The following is an 18939-nucleotide window of genomic DNA, read 5'->3' on the forward strand; positions in this document are numbered from 1 at the left end:
AAATGTGTGGATGTCAACAACGTGTGAGTCGGGTGGGAGAGTTAACGATCAGCAGTTGTACAGATCTCTTGAAATGGGAAACCGCTTTTCCTCTCCCGATACTACTGTCTCTGCGTCCGCCGCCTGCAGCTACCCTACTTCCCACATCTCTCCTGAAAATGTCTCCTCCGGAAGAGAGATTGCATCTTCCTTCGCAAGCTCGTGAACCGAGTTCCTTTGCGGCCCTGCGTTGGGGTTTCCACTCGTTGTCGATGATTCATTGTTGGCGACCATCGGCGGTACTTCCTGACCTATACCCACAACTCGAGGACGGCCAACCTTCCTCGCTGCGTTGCTGCCAGTTCGATGCTGCATCGACCCTCGCGATGATTCGGCCGGGTGGCAGTTTCTCGAATTGTGCTGACCAGCGCTACTCCTCATCCGGTACTCGTACTGACTACTCGAGGTTGAACTTCTCATCCTACCTCGAGTAGGTGAATCCTCACACTGCCACGACCCAGTCAAATCCTCCACGTCGCTAACTGAGGTTGAATCCTCCACGTCGCCAAGCACCTTCGGGAATCCATTGCAACCCTGTAGCCTAATCCCCCACTCCCCAAAGCCAGGCAGACCCCCCTACCGTCGCGCGCGGCGGCGGCGTTGTTCTCCTCCCCCTTCGACGCTGTTGGAATCTCACCCCTCCCAATGCAGACTGTACTTCGGCGGTCGTCGCGATGAGTCGGTCCCGGTCTCGAGTTGTCTCCAGACAGTTCCATCTCGAGTCGTCGCCGGTTGGTCCAGTCTCGAGTCTACGTCAGCTCAAGGTGTCCCCTATTCTCGTCGACGGCCCGACCCCACCTGCGTCTGTTGCCTCCACCTCGAGTTTTCTGTGACTCCTCTGTCCTCGAGTCAGTGTTCACTCGTTCACCTTCCATCCTCCTCGGTCGACCCTCTCGAGGAGTACCCCCTGTCCTGGCCGTCCCGATCGCGTCGGTTTTCGATCTAACATCCACTCTCGACCATCCCCCAGGCACACGTCATTGACCTCGCCCAATCAAACGGCCCCCTCCTCGAGCTAACAGCGGAACTACTGGGGTCGCTGGCATCAACTTCTCATGTCCAATCCTCGCAAATCAAAACTCCCCCACCTCTGTATCAGATAACTGAGAGGCTCAAAATTTAGTATCTCCCCCGACTCCCAAATCAACCATCGGTCACTCGGCTCCGCCTGATTCATTCGCTTGGCGTCTCACCATCTCATGAGGTCTACCCTTGAACAGTAATACTGTAATTTCCAAACCTTATGAGATACGGGTCGTGTGCCATATTAGAGAGTCTATAAAGCCCTCTGAGGCCGTAAAACCTTATGAGATAGGATTATGGGGTAGGGGTCGTCTATAGAAAACCCCTCGTATTGCACCGCCGTATGGCTATTACAAAATTGGTAGAATATAATTAGTAAAGTATATGGGGTGCGTCTTAAGTCACCCCCGTACTACTATAACCACTACAACTGGAGTCGTAATTATATTCTATAGGAGAACGCCTCAAATCCGACCACGTCCCCCTATATCGTATCCTATAGACACACCCCTCTATTGGATCCCCGTATGGCTATTACAGAATTCGATTTTTGAACGAACACCTTTGGACACCTGAAGCCAATGGCTATAGAGAAGACCCGCTATCTGGACCCCGTCTTGCTATTACGGATTCTATAGAAAAAGGTGCAAAACGCGGCCCCGTCTGTCTATAGAAATATATCCTCAAATCGACCATCACACGGAGAGGGTTAGATTCGTCCCTATAGGAAATACCTCCAAACGCGCCGCCGTATGGCTATTACAAGTTCTATAGAATAACCCCCATATTACAACTACGTCTTGCTATTATTGTAGATATGAGTCTATCAGTTTACCATATTTCTTACACAACCTCCGATTTCTGATATCCGCGACGCCTGAATTGCGATTGTGATTTGGATTTTTTTAAACTAATTCCGCTATAGGAATACCATGGTATTGGATAAGGAATGGTCTATGGAACAGGGTCAGGAATGGTCTATGGAACAGGGTCAGGAATGGTCTATGGAACCGGGTCAGGAATGGTCTATGGAACCGGGTCAGGAATGGTCTATGGAACCGGGTCAGGAATGGTCTATGGAACCGGGTCAGGAATGGTCTATTGTGACTCACTGAGCCTCTTTGTAGCCATATAGAAAATCAGTCGTGTGAATGCGTTAGCCCAAGAAACAATATTGGGATGGGAAATGAAGAAGCGAGTCGGGTATCTAGTGTGTGTTAATGTAGAGGGTGCATCTCACTCAACCATCTCTCGGAGGTTGTTTATGCCCAGGATTTTGCTTGCCCCGGGATCGTCCAAGGTTTCATTGATCTTTTCGAAGCTTCGGGTGCCTTTGGATGGTGTGTCTTCGAGCTTGTTAGACAGACTATTGAGGAGGGTTTCCGCCCCATCGTAGTTCTCCACGACCCAAATGGCATCCCCATACCCTTCCGCGAGTTTCTCGTAGTCTCCTTCTACGTGTGGGCGATGTTCAGGAGTGATCTCAACTTCCACTAACTTGGCAGAGTTGTCTGGTGACTCTTTGGTGTCCTTCGCATAGACATCCAACTTTTGACTGTTGTCTCCATTTTCGAGGGTGTGGTACATGGAGACGTCGTAGCCCTGTTGATCATAGTAGGTCGCTATAAGCCGTGTACCTATCCGGTGGAGAGGTGACTCCCCACCATATTCACCTCCTTCTTTAGGTGAGAGGTCTCTGTCGAGTTCCACTTGCGCTTTTTCTGTGGGATAGTAATATACTTGGTAGCGCCCAAGATGAATCTTCTCAAGGTACTCTTGGTCAACGAGGTCTTCTGCATACTCACTCCAGTGAAGCTCTTTCATCGGCTGTGCTAGAGTATAGTTTTTCACTCCGTCTGTGAGGGCGTCAAAGACCATCTCGAGGAAAGCAATTTCTTGGTGGGAGAGTTCAGTGTTCGATGCTCGAGCAGACTTTGTGGGTTCATCAGGTTCGTTCTCCTCACCAGCTGTGGCGATCCGAGTCCCACTGGTGTCGTCGATTGCCTCGTGGTCCCGACTGAGACAGTGCCGTTCACGGCTGCGCCTTCGGACTAGTTTGGTCTTAGGGGAGACCTCAAAGGGGCCTTCTTTGTGACCTGGGGGAATAGGGAGGGGGCGGAGTGTCAATATCTCGGGTTTGGACTCATGGAACCCTGTGGATGGGAGTTGGACAACCCATTCCCCACGGCGAAGGCCGGCAATCCGATCTTTGATCTCCTCTGTTTCCAGATCTTCATGGAACAAGGACTCGGCTAGCATATCGTCCGTCGCGATGTTGCCGATGATCTTGGTGTTGACGTTGTTGAGAATCTCCTTGTAGGCCCGACGGTTGGCATGTGGATCTTCTCCCAACACTTGTTCAGGGTACTGCATGATCAGCCCCAGGGACAAGTTGAATTCACGCCCTTTGGGGAGGAGTTCGTTGTAGACGATTTCGTTCCGGGCCACGTCCGAACTCTCTTCGATGATGACGTTGGTGATGTAATCTTCACTGTTGGGCGTCCAAATGGATTGCACCGACGTCCACAGGTGCGAGAGAAAGAGAACGGTGAAGATCTGACTACTCTGTGATCGCAGGTTCCCGGTGTCGAGGATCAGCACCTTGTTGGAATTGAGGATGTTCTTCAGGTCGAGCATTGGTATTTCCGAGTGGTCATACCAGTTGTTCTCATCGTCCCAGTATTCCTCACTGATTGTGTACGAGAGCATATTCCAGATGAAGTCCCGCTCCTTGAGTTTCCGGATCCGGTTTAGTACTGCGTCTGTCGTGTTCATGAACTGGGTCTGGTCCTTTGTGAGGTGGGACTCGAGGATGCTCCTGACCTGACTGTCGGTGGTGCGAGGGATGGCCTTGTTGACCTTGTCTGCGTCCTCTACAGCATCTTCAACTTCTTTCCCCCACTGTTGGAATTGTTGTGCAGCTTCCATCAGTTCACCAATGGAGAAGTAGTCGGTGCCGTAGTTGCGGTCGAACTTGGCTTTGATGAGGTTCTTGAGGATTTCATTGGCAACGAATGCCTGATCAACGGTGTCTCTCCCAAGGACGAAGCGCAAGACCTGAAAATAGTGATCCGTGATATCTTGAATAGCCGCTTCACGTTCTCGGCCTGCACCTCGAGTAAGGGGTCGCAAGTCGAAGAAGGGCATCCCTGGTATCTTCCCATTCTTTTCAGGGATTTGGATGTACTCGACGTCCTCTAGGCTACCGAAGAGTGTCCGGTGGCACCGGAGATAGTTCTCACACATGTCCCCGTTCTTGGGGTCGATCAAGATGAGGGGTCCATCGAGGTCCTGATGGGCAGTGAGCATATCGTTGATCGTGGCGACGGTTTTCCCACTCCCGGTCGTTGCCGCTCTGATGTAGTGGTGGGTGAGGTCACTAGCTGACAACGAAAGGGCATCCCTATGGTTGATCTTTTGGGTCCATTCGTTTTTGCTTTCGATGGCGCTGATGTCAATAGTGTCCTGGTCATTATCACGGATGGCGGTGACTGCATGACCGATGGTCATCCCGTTGGAGAATTTTTGGAACACCTCTTCGTTAGGAGAGGTAAGTGGGGATTGGGCTGCCGGAAGTCCACCTGTCCCTCCTCGAGAGGCTTTTGGGAGGGAGTCAATCGAGGGGACCGTGATGAAGCTGGCGAGTTCTTTGATGTTGCATACCAGCATAGGTTTCCGTCGGGTGATCATCTCCCACCCAGTGGGGTACGTCAGAGCGTGCTTCAGCATCCGCTCATACTCATTTTTATGCTTGCCCAAGTATTTGCCTTCGATGGAGTAGAACTGGCCACTGAGTTGGTTCAGTGAGTCCTGTAGGTTCTGAGCGCATTTCTCTTGGGAAGTTGCTGCCCGAATAGTCAAGTTGTACGTGTGTGCGGGGTCCTTCAGGTCAATCTGAGCCATTCGGCTGGTCCCTGATCGCGGACCTGCTGTTTGTGAGTCGTGGATGGTGCCCCCGATCTCATGTGGAGTGTCCCCACGGTGACGTTCTTGTTTCTCCTCTTGGCTGACGCCGAAGAGGGCGTCGATAAAAGACCGAAGCATGAGGCCGGCTGTGCTGTGGACGCCTTGCTTGAGGTTGCCTTTGTGCCGTTCTGCTTTCCGAGACCAATCAGCTCGTGGCTCGAAGACCATTTGGATTAGCACCGTCCCTTTCGACTGGACAATGGTCTCGAGCATGTTCGAGAGAGGGGATCGGTCACTGAGGTTGAGGTCGAAGGTGGTGAGTGTGGTCATCCAGTCCTTTCGCCTCTCTTCAATGCCGTCAAACCGAACCATATGCGGAACTGATTCGAACTTGTTAGTGATGTCGAACTGATCTCGGTCAAATTCGAAGTTTTCGGGATACTGTGAACGGGTTACGGACTCGAGGCGATCACAGTCGACGTCCCCCTTCTCACCGGGTCCAAGGTAGAACTTGAATTGGGGTTCTCCTTTGGGTTTGTAGATGATGAATTCAAAGTTGGTCATCCCCTCGATGCTGTCGATGTGCTTTTCCATATCCAAGGGGAGTTTTCGCCCCGATCCGTATCGATGAAGCCCATAGAGTTCTCTGGTTACGGTTTCAGAATTAATCTCCTCTCTCACAGGAGTTATCCTGATATACTCTTGGTTTGATTCGATTTCTTTGATGAAATCTTCAGTGTCATCGTTTTCGCTGCCTCTCTCTTCCTCACCCGGCAGGTGTGGGCTAATAGGAGACGATTCAGGAATATCTTTTCTAGACTGTCTCGAGGGTGGGTTTTCCCACTCCCCTTCTACATCTGATGAGGGATCTTGGTCGGGCGATCCTTGATTAGGTGGGTTGTCTGGGGCCGCCTGTGGGTCTGAAGATGGGGAATCATCTTCAAGACTAGCTAGGTATTCACCTTGCTTGAAAGGGTCAATCAGATCGTTTGATTCGGACCTTTGAGTCTCAGTCGAGCGCGGTTTTTGAGATGGGCGATCATCTTTCTTCTCTTCTTTTTCTCCTGTCACGTTTGACTCTGAGTTCGAAGGCCATTAATAAATTACGGCCAACTTATGTAAGTATAAATTCGTTAGCGAATTGGAGATTCACCTCTATGAATCTCCCACAGATTGTTTCCCGTTCCCGTATAACGGATCCTATTGAGAAAATCCCCCGATCCGACCCTATACTGCTATCGTATTAGGTGTCTAATCTGATGTGGAGGTTCCGCCTTGAGGGTGGAAAATTCTCCTCGAGGACGATGTGAAATTTGTTGGAGTTGCATTGCTAGTAATTGAGGGTCGCGCGTGAATCAGAATTAGGCTGGTCACCCTCAAGATAGGGCAAACGTTCACCCAGAGAGTAATGTTCAATGAAATTTTTAGTTTTTGTTACAGCCATACAGACGTAAATAAGCTGTTGTGGGTTGGACAAGTGCAAAATCTCGTTGTCCACAGAATTGCGAGCCAAGTGCCACGAGATTTGACCTCGAGATGGGACACTGCAGGGACGGCGGTTCCGCTGTACGAACGACGAGTGTAACGTAGTGCAAGACCACGCCGACCGGAACGCATCGGTGAACATCGCGTGGCGCGAGAAGGCAAAACTCGACGGCAACGATTCGGATTACCGGACTCACAAAACCCAGCCGCAGGTGCGGTTGGTGCGTCTGTCCGGGTCGGGGCGTGTAAGTCGCTCACCCTCATCCCGTTCCCTCGCGGAATAGGGAGTGCTAGCGCACTGCTGAGGGAATCTAGAAAAGCCTCGAGCCATCGTGCCCGAGGCTGTTTACTTAGGAGACTGTCGTTGGTATCGTGGCTTCCACCACAGAGTTGTCCAGGGGTGACGACGATTAAAGCGAGTTCGACCTCGAGGACGGTAATTGCTTTCCCAACTACAGACGTTGCTCCTCTGTAGCCTTCCCGACGTCGTCCTTTCAGCATTCACTATATCACCGAATCAAGCGGCGGTCGACCCACCATCCTCCTTCGCTGGGCGACCAAACTCAACCTTGAACTCAGTACCATTGGTGCCGGTCTCGACAAGTTTTATATTACCACCGTATCGCAACAGCAACTCGTGGACGAGATACAGGCCGATACCGTGGTTGGCTTCCATACTTGACTCGAACAGCGATGCTTGCTTGGACTCTGGAATGCCGGGCCCATTGTCTGCTACACGAACTTCGACGGTATCAGACCATTCCTCAACGGCAACCTCTATCTTGGGCATCGGGCTGTCATTGTGTTTGACCGCGTTTGAGAACAGGTTCCGAAAGACGCGGGGAAGGAGATCGTCCGCCTCGACAAAGATATCATCCGGGATGTTCGCCGTCACCTCAACCTCCTCCCTTGCCTGTACCTTCTCCAACTCCTCGGTCAGCACCCGCGACAGGTTTCGCGCTTCGAGAGAGCCCGTCCCCTGTATTGATGCGATGAGGATTCGTACATCAGTGATGATCGTGGCCATCTCCTCACTCTGTTGGTAAATAACCGATAAGGCCCCTTCTTGAGTGCCCTCGCCCTCAAGGCCATGTTCGGCATATCCTTGAATGATGTTGACGTTGTTCAGCACCTCATGGCGAAGCACACTGTTCAGATACTCCAATTGGTCGGCATGATACTCGGCGGCGGCCCGCTCCGTCCGGAGGTGCTGGTTGAGCTGTGCCCGCTCAATGGATCGCGCCTCGATGGTTCCGACGACCGCACCACCAGTGGTGCTGATCGCTACGATCGACATCACCCACCCAAAAAGGAACTCAGTGTTCATTTGATCAGCCAAGAGGGCCATTACGGGGGCGTTGAGGAAGAAGAGGAATACAACGGCACAGAGGATCCAAGCAGCCGCTCGCGGGTACCGCGATCTCGAGGTGTCTCCCCGATACAAGAAGACGCCACAGAGGACAATGACAGCGCTCAGTGTGCCGTAAAAGCCGACGTTGATCACTCCCAAGGCTGAGAAGAGGTCGCTGACACTGTTGAATATGAGAAAATAGCTGTTCCCGGCAAGGAGGATGCAGATACCGACTGCGTAGAAGATGCGTGGGCCAGCCCGTTGTAACACCCGGTAAAGGAGGCCATCTTCTCCCAGCCCCTCGCTCCCTATTTGTTCGGTGAATTGTGCCATATCAGATGGTCTAGGTGCGAGCTACAAAGTGATGTGAGAAAACTCTGGTGGCGAACAAGAAACCGACAACGCACGACTTCGACTTCGGAGGATATCACTACTGTCGTGAGAAATGGTTAAATTCCAATATATTCACCCACCGTCTCGCGTGCGTCTGTGAGGAGTACGGTATCAGCCTCGAGGTCAAGTCAGAGTCGTGGACGAGTCAGACGGATCCCGAGTGTGGCGACCACGAGGAGACGATTCGCCACGGGAATACGCTAACGTGTCCGTGTGGCTTTGAGGGGAACGCTGACCTCGTGGCTTCAGAATCGCTCCTGAGACGGCAGACAGTAGAAGTACGGTCGATGGCACGGCCTGTGTACCTCAAGTGGAACAATCACGATTGGCGGGAACACCATAGCCCGCCCTCCATCGCGGAGACAACGGCCAACGAGGAGTACACAAACCAAAGTACCGCTTTGGGCAAGAATATCGCTCTCGGGGACTCGGACGCCTGAGACTCCCTCGAGAGGAATCCCGCGACTTCAGTCATGGGTGGATGTCAATCGTGTCGCCTTCCTTGCGATCTTTGTACCACCAATACCCAATCATCAGAGGAACGACAGGAATGATGTGGATGACCCACAACAGTAAAAGGTGGTTGTCCCCGCCGATCCGCTGGAGAGATCGGTAGAGCAACGCCTCGTACTCGAGGGCGAAGTGCCACGCCGCGGGGATCATCAGGATAGCGGGGACAATTGCGCCAATGAATCCGAGCGAGAGGACTTCTGGTGAAAGTCCGATCCGGATGAGAACCTCCGTAACGACGACCTGTGGAATGCCGAGGTACGATAGCCCCACGAGGAGAACGTCCTCAGCAGGTAACATTGAGGCGTAGGCCGTCGCACGCTCCGGATACAGCTGGTGGTACGCGAGAACAGCACTCGCCCAGAGGTAGCCAGGAACGAAAAGCACCGCACCTAGCCGTCTCGAACTTGGCAACGAATGGGTTCGCACCTCAGAAATCGAACGGGGTTCATACCCAAGGTACGTCCCGCCGAAATTGACATCAGCAGTACTGTTCAATTCGACGCTTGTGTGTTCGTGACCGGAAACCGGGAGGTAGTCTCGCTTCTTCGCTCCACTACTTCCCTCTCGAGACGGCGTCAGGCCGGATTCCTTGCCGAGCAATTCCACTTGCGTCGTCAGTTGCTCGAGGAGGTATGGAAATGTCTTGAACCACGGGAGCAACCGGAGCGGCATGACGAACACGACTGCGAGTGGTAGAATGAAAAATGAATAGAGCATCCCCAGACCGAGCGCATTCGCGAGATCGGCCGGTAAAATCAGGGTGACGAAGAAGGCGATTGGAACCAACAGTACAAACAGAAGAACGGTGGCAGTAATCAATGCACCATAGGCGGCAAGAACGCGGATAGAGAGATCACGAAGCCCGATATCGATGTGTCCTTTGACCTCACTGTCCGCGTACCGACGGAGGTACAACACGATCATTGGTAAGAAGAAGAGAAGCAGAGCAATCAGACCAAACACAGGATTCCCCTCGTTGAACAGGCCAGTAACGGGGAAGAGAATGAGCCAGGTGAGAAAGACCGTCGACACGAGCACCCCAAGGCCGACGTACACGGACTTCACGAAGTCGACAGGATCTGATAGAACCCCCCTCACCCAGTCGACTCGTAGTAAGGTTCGTCCGTAGTGAGAGACTTCTGTCCGGTTCACGAGGTACGCGGTTACAAAGAACAGATTGAGTCCGGGTATCACTGATAGTATCCAGTAGTGAGCACCTCGAAACCGTGGCCAGGATTCCGCCTGATACATACGTTCAGCGTCTTTGTACATCGACCCAATGAGGAGAGATATAACGGCGAACATTATTCCCCAAGCACCTATTGGGGAGAGCTGTTGTAAGGGATCGAAAACGAGGAGGAGGGCGAACATTCCGACGAGAGAGGTAAGCAACGTCACGTACCAGATTGACACCTGAGACTCTCGAGGATCGAACCACAACTCCGGCTTGGAGTCGCCGCTCTCCCTCGTCTCGTCTTCCGCCATTCCTTCAGACTCGGCAAACGTGAAGCGTTCATCCTTAATTCCGGTTGACTCCGCCGTTCCACCATCGGTGAGGTCTCGAGACGACGCGGCGACCTCCGTCAGGGAGATGCGTTCAATCTCTTGTTCTTCAAGTGCCTTGTCGGCCACAGGTGTCACGTTGACGTCGGTCACCAGTTGCACCACGTCGGCGTCGTTTTTCCCCTCAAGTTCCGAAAGGCGCTCGACATTCTCTACGGTGACCTGTTCAACTGGCTTTGTCACGACCAGAGCGACCAGCGTCTGGACTCCACAATCGGTCTCTCTGACGCCGCCGATCCCTCCGATCCCGTCACGGTACTGCTTCGATTCCGTCTTCCACCCCCTTCCCCTGAGGTGATTAGTGACCTCTTCGATAACCCCCGTTACGATCATGTCCTCCAGTTTAGACATATAGATGATAATATTTCTGATCGAGACGGATTACGCCCATCGACTTTCGCGGAAGCGATCGGACAACTTTGGCTCGGCACCTCGAAGGAACAGCCAAAAACCACACAAATGAAGGTGTCAACCGATGGTCTCGGTACTCATAGGGTTACGGAGAATCAAGGAGAAAGCCCCGTCCTTCAGGGTGGAGAGGATGTCAACCAAGATTCCATGGGGTTGGATCGGATAGGCCGGTCATAGTAGATGAGGCTGATTTTCACTCTCATAGTAATGTTCACAGAAGATTGGTTTCGTTTTACGGCCATACATGCGTAAATAATCTACACCCAGCGGTTCTGAGTGATTTCGCATTGGTGACGCTACTTAGCTCGAAAGTTGCAGTCTGTGTTTCGCGTATGAACCGGCAAAAATCCGCTCAGGACTCATCACACAGTTGTTCGAGTCTGCTGTCGACCAAGGGGTCGTCAAGACTCGTCCGGTGTGTTTCGGATGCCTGGTCTGTAGATTCGGGGTGGCTTACAGTCCTATTACCAGGACGCCCGTGGTGGCGATCAACCACATACGTGCGGCCACCGGTCGCTGCTGCGGGAGAGATTGGATGAGGATGGATGATAGCTCGGAGTGGCCAGAGTACGGCGTATGAGTAGCCCGAGGCGTTGACGAGCGCACAGAGCAGCGCTATGATGACGGAACTTCCGAACGTGCGCACTGGATCTTCCAGAGCGTTCGCATGGTCGACTCCAACGTATTTTCATGATGTACAAATAATTGCATAGTATGCAAAGTTCGAAAATCAGTCTCGATTTTCCGTTTCCGGAAGAGCGTACTTTCGGATACCAAGCAATGCAAGATATTCTGCACCCCCCGTGAACAATCTCCTCGAAGCGTTCACACAACAGGAAGTTGTGACGATTATCAACCTTGGTGGGCAATCGCATGAGTGTGTCTGCGACTAGTACTCCTCGAGTTGTGAGACAGATGACGGTCACGGGTCGCTGAGAAAAGACGACCTACGCTCCGGATGAACTAGACTGCGCCGGCCGTCGATACCGAAGATACCACACGAGGACTGCAAGCACAGTTACGACGAGCGCAGGCCATCGATCACTGCTGCGATAGAGGTTCGGTGAGGGTGGATGGTAGTTCGAGAGTGGCCAGAGCACGGCGTATGAGTATCCCGAGGCGTTGACGAGCGCCATATCCAACACGTGGTGGGAAGTAGCGCCGATGAGGAAGAGGGCAATCGCCTGGGTGCGATACTGTGGGGCGAGGACGAGCGCACAGAGTAACGCCATGATGACGGAGCCCCCGAGCGTGTGCAGTGGGCTCCACGAAAACGGTATTCCGAGTGTTGTTGCGACGGTGGCATCAGAGATGACGAGATTGATTTTAACAAAGTCTGGTGCAATTGCGCCGAGGACGACCAGTGAAATGTGGGCTGGGCACATCCAATCAACCCACCAGGAGAGACTGACGCCGATGATGAAGCCAGTCAGGGCGTGAGTGAAGACATCTGCCATTAGTTTCCACCTCGAGTGTCCTGCGGTGATTCTCGGTATGAGAGCGACAGTGGCTGGTCTCGTGGGACAAACACGAGTTGTCTGCGGTCGAATCGCCAATGGCGGATGAAGTGGCCAAGTGCGAAGAGGCCGCCGATGAACGAGATGATGTACATATAGATGCCTTCCCAGGGTTCGCGGGTTAGCGCTCGCTCAGCCTCGAGTGTGTCCGTGCTGGTGAGCGTCCCGAAGGCAGTGACGGGGTCGCCGTCCTCGAGGGTATCACTTTCGTGGAGATTTTCGTCGGCGTATTCGACTGTAACATGGTGTTGGGATGGGTGCTCGAGTTGGATGACAACCGGATCAGTGTCGACGGCCGTGCCCTCGAGGGATGCTTGGTCGCCAACATATGCATCTGGGTTCGGACTGACGTGGCTCTCGTCGGGATAGTCGTTTGCTGCGGTGTCGTAACCCGGTAGCGTCCCGTACCAGATCATGAGTCCGCCAAGAGCACAGAGGAGAACGAGTGCAACAAGAAGTCGAAGTCGGTGTTTGGACAGGTCCAACGGAGTCATCGGAGTTCAGTGTCGGTGTATGTCGGCACCAGCGTATGGCTTTTGTGGAACAGGTCTGGACGTTGTTTTTGTGAATGGGATCGGTGATACCCACCGATTCATATGTATTCTTCACATCACCCGGTATACGAAAGTTAAAGTGTTCTCGGCCAAAAGATTCAATAAGGGATGTCCCAAGAGCAAGAGACGGCGTATTGTGAACGGTGTGGTGAGCAGCAACCGGTCAAGAAGACGGTTCCGTGGCAGCCGGATCTCTGTGGGACCTGCAGCACCGAACTCGAGGATTAGTCCTAATTGGTGTTCAATCCTTACTAGAGAAGTTATTACCGCTGAGCTTGGAATATAATTAACAAGTCGATGTGAATAACTCACAGTGTAGTGATTTGGGAGGGCCAGTTCTGCACTCAGTGTTGAATGACATAGATGGCCCAAGAATTAATCATACACCAAAATAATGTGTGTAGCATGTCAAATACGACAGATGGCGATGTCTTCACTCAAACTCTTCAAAACCTCCATTCTGATTTTCAAGCTAACCCCTTCGAGTACGGAAACGAAGATATGATTCTCCCCGAGTTGTATCATCGGTTGAAGCTGGAACTGGACCAAACACGACTTCCGGCTAAGTTCGGAGTTGAATATGGAGACGACTCCTGGAAGGTTCAAAAAGCGTCTGAATCGACAGAGGCAGGCGAGGTAACCCGAACTCGAACAGAAACAGCCTTTATACATGATAGTGATTCCTGGATCCCATCAAATCGATCAATGACGTTCAAATTTGATTTGACTATCTTTTCGGAATCCGAATCGTTGCTTCTACAGAGTAAGCGCACTGGCCCAAGCAACTATTTTGATTCTGGGAATGAAATCTCTGTTCTGGCCGAAGTGAAACACTCAAAGAATCTAAGCGGGAACGATTTTTACTCACAGGAGAAAGGAATCAGTGATATCGTTGCTCTCTCAGAGTTCCCTGGAGAGGTTCATGAGCGCACGTTTCTGTTCTTTGATTGGTGGCCCGAATATCAAGATGGTACTGAGCGATTCAGCAAGTATAAATCTAAACTACTCGCTCAACTACCAACTCTTTCATCACCAGTCACTATTCGATACCTTCCTCGTATAGGTGACGAGCAGACGTTTACCATTTCATAACTAAATCCGTAATCCACATTCTGTCTGTTTTTGGGTCGAGGTGGCCGATCTGGCGGTCCCTGTCTTTTGCCTCTATGAATTCATTTCGAAGATGGTGTGGGAAGCGCCTCATTCAAATGGGTAGCGAGGCCGATTCCGCCCCACCTTGGGCAGGGTTGAAGCCGACACTCGCCACTACTAACCTCGAACTATCTTGACCCAAACATTCAGTTTTGATTATCTGTTAATAGAAACAATGGGTAAGCGCAAGGACTCGAATCACGTGTTGGAAGAACAATCGAAAGGAAAAGTACGGACAGAACTCGCTCAGTGGGTGGTAAATGCGCTGGATGATGAGGACTATGCGTTTGATTATGAAATCCGGCCGGTTGGTGAGTTTGTGGATTCTGGTATCGTCGATCCGTCACCGTTCTACGCTCAGCTCAAGGCTTCTCGGTGGTTTGATGACGAAGACGACATCTGGTGGGACTTCAATACCGAGTATCTCCTCGAGGACTGCTTGCAGGCATCGGTTCCAGTCGTACTGCTTGTGTATGAACGCTACGGTGACACCCTGCATTGGTGCGTCATCCAAGAACATTGTTGGGATGTTTTAGACGAGGAACGACCGGGATGGCAAGAGCAGTCCTCCGTCCGTATCAGGTTCGAACGGGATCCGATCACCGACGTGAAAGGACGGAATCACCTTCGAACTGCCATCGAGAGAACCCAGCGTCGAATCTCAACGAGAGAGTATATTGCTACGTCGCAGCGAGAAACGTTCAGTCACTCTCAGGGAACGACACTCGCATCGTCCGAGGAGGTACTCGATCACAAGCACAAACTCATCGGCGAGGCGAAATCGTTCATCGAAGCAAATCAAACCGCACGGGCTCTCCAGAAACTGATGGACGTCTATCAGCTGCCTGAAGTGGATGATCCGACGCTTGAAGCGATTAAACATCTGATAGCGCTCCGTGAAACGACTGATGTCAGCGTCGCCCTCTCTAAGATTCGATTCGCGAGTAAAGGGCTACAACTCGCCGAGGAGTACAACCGGGCGGAACTACGAGAGTCACTCGAAGACGAACTCACGAACGCACAGGAGTACGTCTCCGAGCGATTCGTCGGCGCGAAATACGATCACACGAATGCGAAACGCGAACTATTAGTTCTCACTATCGAAGATTGGGGGATATCAGATGCCGGCGCTGATATCATTGCCCAAATCCAGTGGGGCAACGGTGAGTTAGACACCGAGATGGCTCACGCGATCGCAGGCGACGATTGCATCAAATTGAAACAGTCAGGCGAATCTCGAACTCCACAGGGTATCGCCTGTGCGGAGCGAGAGCACCGGTTCGAAACCGATATGTTAGCAGAGTTGCCGTGCCTCGCGAAATGTACTGTGTGTGGGCTCTCCTGTGAGACACTCGAGGACGTCCTTGAGCAAGAGATTCCCGCTGTCTGTGATGAATGTGGGTCTCTCGGATACGATATTACGTGGCAGCGAGACACTAAATACTGTCCCGATTGCAGGGGGTCTTCGTCGTAGTTCCTGGTTCGAGCGATTCGCGTACCGACGAATTAGCGTACTGCCGTGCCGTACTACTGCATCCGTTTCGACGCCTCTCGGTCGTGTCGACTCGCGGTTATCCAAATCGACTCCGTCGATCTGCTGGACCTTCTCCGTCGTTCGGTGGCCTCCGGTCCCGTACGAGTATTCGACGGCACCTTTGTCTTCGTCGAAAGCGATCACTGCTTATATCTCCCCCTAATAACTATGATCTTACACTTTTAATTTTCTCCCGAATACGTGTAGTATATCTCTGGTTCTACCAATTCCCAGTAGTCCGAGTCAGAGCTAGGAACCTCCCGGGATTCGACCAAACCTTTCTCCTTCAGGTCCCCTAACCGAATTTTAACTATCGTGAGTAAATCCTCTTTACGGCGCATATCTCTCGTCTCTTTAATAAGGTCTATGAGTCGGCCGTACTCATGATCGGCGTCCAAAGTATACTCGGACTCATTGAAATTAAAGAGTTCCTCGGCCAACTCGTTAACGGTATATGCTATATTATCGTTCTCTTTCAAAAACTCGAGTGCAAGATCACCAACACGGGACGGGGGGTCTGATTCAAGCCATGGGTCAGAATTCGTTTTGATTGGCACGATTCTCCAGTTGCAAACTATCCATAAGAATACTTCTGAAGCAAACTGTCTTTCGCCGGTTGGCTACGGGCTCCACGAGGCCTTTTTGAGACTTCGATGATCCTTGGAGATTTGAGTGAATCGTACTCGTTTGATTGGGTAATCGTAGGGTCGTCGAAGAATCGAGACTCATTGCCTGTGATAGAAGCGTCTGACCGATCCATACCCAGAAATTGATCTAGCCTAAGCTGACGACTTCATCGTCCTCATGATGTCCAGGAGTTTACTAACCGTTTATGTACCCTGATATGCATGTTTTCGTATGAATTGTAAGTTAGGTATTCAGATCTCCTGTAGATGAAGACCGCCGTGGCCACTGGTATCGAAGATACCAGACGCTGATAGCAAGCAGCGTTGCGATGATCGCGGGCCATCGATCGCTGCTGCGGTAGAGATTGGGGGAGGGTGGGTGGTAGCTCGAGAGCGGCCAGAGGACGTCGTACGAGTAGCCCGACGGGTTGACGAGCGCCATGTCTAGCACGTGGTGGGACGCAGCCCCGAGCAGGAAGAGGGCGATCGCCTGGGCGCGATATTGGGGTGCGAGGACGAGTGCACAGAGCAGCGCCATGACGACGGAGCCTCCGAGCCTGTGCAGTGGGTCCCACGAGAACGGGATTCCGAGTGTTGTTGCGACCACTGCATCGGGGATGACGAGGTAGATTTTGATGAAATCCGGTGCAATAGCGCCGAGCACAACGAGCGAAACGTGGGCTGGCCGCATCCAGTCGACCCACCAGGAGAGGCCGACGCCGATGATGAAACCGGCGATGGCGTGGGTGAAGACATCCGCCATTAGTCGTCACCTCGTATCGGGTCGTAGGTGTGGTCCGACGGCTCGTGGCGTGGAAGCGACAGTGGCTGGTCGCGTGGGACAAACGCGAGTTGCCGGCGGTCGAATCGCCAATGGCGGATGAAGTGGCCAAGCGCAAAGAGACCGCCAATGAACGAGATAATGTACATGTACGTGGCTTCCCAGGGTTCTCGGGTGAGCGTTTGCTCGGCCTCGAGTGTGTCCGTGCTGGTGAGCGTCCCGAAGACGGTGATGGTTTTGTCTCGCTCGAGGGCGTCGCTGTCGTGGAGGTTCTGGGTGGCGTGTTCGACTGTGACGTGGTGTTGGGATGGGTGCTCGAGTTGGATAACGACCGGGTCCGTGTCGACGACGGTGCCCTCCAGGGAGGCCTGTTGGTCGACGTACGCATCCGGATCCGGACCGACATGGTCTTCGTTGGGATAGTCGTTTGCTGTGGGATCGTATCCGGGAAGCGTCCCGTACCAGACCATGAGCCCGACGAGAGCGCAGATGAGGAGGACTGCAGCGAGGTGCCGTATTCGGTGTTTGGTCGGGTCCAGCGTCGTCATCTCGAGTTAGTATCGATGCATGTCGGCAACGGCGTATGGCTTTTGTGGAACAGGTCTGGAAGTTGTTTTTGTGGATGGGATTGTTGAGACCCACCTATCCATATGTATTCTTCACATTACCCGATATACGAAAGTTAAAGTGTTCTGGGCCAAAAGATTCAAATAGGTATCAAGTCGGATCCCCCGGCCACCGTGCCCGGGGTTGAAGCCGACACTCGCTGCCACTGACCACTACCTATTAAGTACCTCTATCATCTATTGAAGCCTGTGGCAGACGGCTACCTGAGACGTACCGCAATCACCCGCCCTATTCTCACCACCGAGCAACAGGACTTGCTCGATGCCACCATCGATGAGTGGAAAGCTGCCTGCAACATCAGCAGTCGAATAGGATGGGAACACGGTGAGACGCGGAAAACTTCCCTCCAAGACCTTGCCTACGACAAGGTGTTAGGGGAAACACGTCTCGGAAGTCAACATGCAATTCTCGCCACTCATCAGGCCGCAGCCGCGCTTGATGGTGTCGAAGCAATCGAAGACCTTGATGAACACTACAAAACGTCTCGACCGGAGTTCAGCAGTAACACGGTGAAATACGACACGCGGACGATGACGCTGTTCGATGACGGGTCTGTTTCGCTCTCCACGGTCGATAGTCGGATTCAGTGTGATCTGAACCTCCCTGACGAAGTAGACGGTTATCAACACGAATACATTAACGACGACGAGTGGGAAGTAACGGAGTCTACGCTGTCGAAGCGCGATGGCGAATACTATCTCCACATCGGGTTTCGCAAAGACAAGCCCGAGAAACAGGTCGAAATACAGGATGACGACGAGGACAGGACAGTTCTCGGCGTTGACCTCGGCATCGTCAACATCGCCACCACCAGCACGGCGTACTTCGCGTCGGGGAGGGAACTTCGACACCAGCATCGAGAGTTCGAGCGGATTCGCGGCAACATTCAGCAGACCGGTACACAATCTGCCCATCGAACGATTCAGCAGATGAGCGGAAGGGAGTCACGGTATCTTCGTGACGAACTCCATCAAGCCGCTAACCGGATTCTCGAAGAAGCACGCACACACGACTGCGAATACATCGCGTTCGAGAACCTGAAACATATCCGAGAGCGTGCGCCGCCCATCAAGGAGTTCCACCAGTGGGCACACCGACAACTCGTTGACCTCGTGGAGTACAAGGCCGAAGCCGAAGGGATAAGCGTCGAGTTTGTCAATCCGAAGAATACGAGTCGGCGGTGCCCGGAGTGTGGGCACACAAGTAAGGGGAACCGGGTGCGACAGGCGGAGTTCGAGTGTGAGTCGTGCGAAGCGACTCAGAATGCGGATTACGTAGGTGCGAAGAATGTTGGGTGGCGGTTTGTCCGTCGTGGGCTACAGTCCTCGCGGCGGACGGGCGACAGTCAACTCGCCCTGAAGTCAGGAACGGTGACGCCAAATCGGGGATTTGTCCCGTCCGACTAACCGTCGGCAGAGGCCGGGTTCACTGACAAGCCTCACGTCACCGTGCGCGGGGCAGTTG

11 protein-coding genes and 2 pseudogenes are annotated in these 18939 nt (G+C 52.7%); 5 read left to right on the forward strand and 8 right to left on the reverse strand.

Annotation, left to right across the window (positions count from 1 at the left end; genetic code table 11):
• Window positions 1-2298: 2298 nt before the first annotated feature.
• Window positions 2299-6039 carry a hypothetical protein gene (locus tag G6M89_RS20675; protein WP_206335656.1) on the reverse strand — a complete coding sequence of 1247 codons (3741 nt, stop codon included), beginning with the start codon at window positions 6037-6039 and terminating at the stop codon, window positions 2299-2301.
• 467 nt (window positions 6040-6506) lie between these two features.
• On the opposite strand from G6M89_RS20675, the pseudogene G6M89_RS22830 reads away from it, so the two are divergent.
• Window positions 6507-6737 (forward strand): annotated as a pseudogene (locus G6M89_RS22830) (RNA-guided endonuclease TnpB family protein); the annotation flags it as partial.
• Between the two features lie 233 nt (window positions 6738-6970).
• On the opposite strand, the gene G6M89_RS20685 reads toward G6M89_RS22830, so the two are convergent.
• Window positions 6971-8137 (reverse strand): sensor histidine kinase KdpD, encoded by a 1167-nt coding sequence (locus G6M89_RS20685; RefSeq protein WP_165163800.1) that lies wholly within the window; start codon window positions 8135-8137, stop codon window positions 6971-6973.
• Between the two features lie 131 nt (window positions 8138-8268).
• Here G6M89_RS20685 and G6M89_RS20690 point away from each other — a divergent pair.
• Window positions 8269-8637 (forward strand): annotated as a pseudogene (locus G6M89_RS20690) (zinc ribbon domain-containing protein); the annotation flags it as partial.
• A gap of 31 nt (window positions 8638-8668) precedes the next feature.
• Here G6M89_RS20690 and G6M89_RS20695 read toward each other — a convergent pair.
• The 3 genes from G6M89_RS20695 to G6M89_RS20705 all read right to left on the reverse strand — a co-directional run bounded on the left by G6M89_RS20695 (window position 8669) and on the right by G6M89_RS20705 (window position 12695).
• A complete protein-coding gene (locus G6M89_RS20695; RefSeq protein WP_165163801.1) occupies window positions 8669-10606 on the reverse strand; it encodes a hypothetical protein in 1938 nt (645 codons plus the stop codon).
• A gap of 1025 nt (window positions 10607-11631) precedes the next feature.
• A complete protein-coding gene (locus G6M89_RS20700; RefSeq protein WP_165163802.1) occupies window positions 11632-12141 on the reverse strand; it encodes a metal-dependent hydrolase in 510 nt (169 codons plus the stop codon).
• A complete protein-coding gene (locus G6M89_RS20705) occupies window positions 12141-12695 on the reverse strand; it encodes a hypothetical protein (RefSeq protein ID WP_165163803.1) in 555 nt (184 codons plus the stop codon). The genes G6M89_RS20700 and G6M89_RS20705 overlap by 1 nt, the downstream gene beginning before the upstream one ends.
• Before the next feature lie 465 nt (window positions 12696-13160).
• On the opposite strand from G6M89_RS20705, the gene G6M89_RS20710 reads away from it, so the two are divergent.
• Window positions 13161-13847, forward strand: a complete 687-nt coding sequence (locus G6M89_RS20710; RefSeq protein WP_165163804.1) for a hypothetical protein — start codon at window positions 13161-13163, stop codon at window positions 13845-13847.
• A gap of 235 nt (window positions 13848-14082) precedes the next feature.
• Window positions 14083-15381: a DUF4365 domain-containing protein gene (locus G6M89_RS20715; protein ID WP_165163805.1), complete on the forward strand. Its 1299-nt coding sequence runs from the start codon at window positions 14083-14085 to the stop codon at window positions 15379-15381.
• A 242-nt stretch (window positions 15382-15623) separates the two neighbouring features.
• Here the strand turns inward: G6M89_RS20715 and G6M89_RS20720 are convergent, their stop codons facing one another.
• The 3 genes from G6M89_RS20720 to G6M89_RS20730 form a co-directional block, all read right to left on the reverse strand.
• Entirely contained in the window at window positions 15624-15998 is a 375-nt protein-coding gene (locus G6M89_RS20720) for a hypothetical protein (protein ID WP_165163806.1), read from the reverse strand.
• A gap of 313 nt (window positions 15999-16311) precedes the next feature.
• The gene (locus G6M89_RS20725) at window positions 16312-16830 is read right to left on the reverse strand and encodes a metal-dependent hydrolase (RefSeq protein WP_165163807.1); all 519 of its coding nucleotides are present in this window, start codon (window positions 16828-16830) and stop codon (window positions 16312-16314) included.
• Window positions 16830-17396, reverse strand: coding sequence for a hypothetical protein (locus tag G6M89_RS20730; protein ID WP_165163808.1), 567 nt, complete (start codon window positions 17394-17396; stop codon window positions 16830-16832). Before G6M89_RS20730 ends, G6M89_RS20725 begins: the two co-directional genes overlap by 1 nt.
• Window positions 17397-17663: 267 nt before the next feature.
• On the opposite strand from G6M89_RS20730, the gene G6M89_RS20735 reads away from it, so the two are divergent.
• On the forward strand, window positions 17664-18881 hold the full coding sequence (locus G6M89_RS20735) for an RNA-guided endonuclease TnpB family protein (RefSeq protein WP_165163809.1): 1218 nt from the start codon (window positions 17664-17666) through the stop codon (window positions 18879-18881).
• The last annotated feature ends 58 nt before the right edge of the window (window positions 18882-18939 follow it).

This window comes from Natronolimnobius sp. AArcel1 (genome assembly GCF_011043775.1).
In the GTDB taxonomy this organism is placed as follows: domain Archaea; phylum Halobacteriota; class Halobacteria; order Halobacteriales; family Natrialbaceae; genus Natronolimnobius.

Coding starts and splice junctions, on each gene's coding strand:
- G6M89_RS20685 (WP_165163800.1), bottom strand. CDS start 8,137: ATGGCACAATTCACCGAACAAATAGGGAGCGAGGGGCTGGGAGAAGAT.
- G6M89_RS20695 (WP_165163801.1), bottom strand. CDS start 10,606: ATGATCGTAACGGGGGTTATCGAAGAGGTCACTAATCACCTCAGGGGA.
- G6M89_RS20700 (WP_165163802.1), bottom strand. CDS start 12,141: ATGGCAGATGTCTTCACTCACGCCCTGACTGGCTTCATCATCGGCGTC.
- G6M89_RS20705 (WP_165163803.1), bottom strand. CDS start 12,695: ATGACTCCGTTGGACCTGTCCAAACACCGACTTCGACTTCTTGTTGCA.
- G6M89_RS20710 (WP_165163804.1), top strand. CDS start 13,161: ATGTCAAATACGACAGATGGCGATGTCTTCACTCAAACTCTTCAAAAC.
- G6M89_RS20715 (WP_165163805.1), top strand. CDS start 14,083: ATGGGTAAGCGCAAGGACTCGAATCACGTGTTGGAAGAACAATCGAAA.
- G6M89_RS20725 (WP_165163807.1), bottom strand. CDS start 16,830: ATGGCGGATGTCTTCACCCACGCCATCGCCGGTTTCATCATCGGCGTC.
- G6M89_RS20730 (WP_165163808.1), bottom strand. CDS start 17,396: ATGACGACGCTGGACCCGACCAAACACCGAATACGGCACCTCGCTGCA.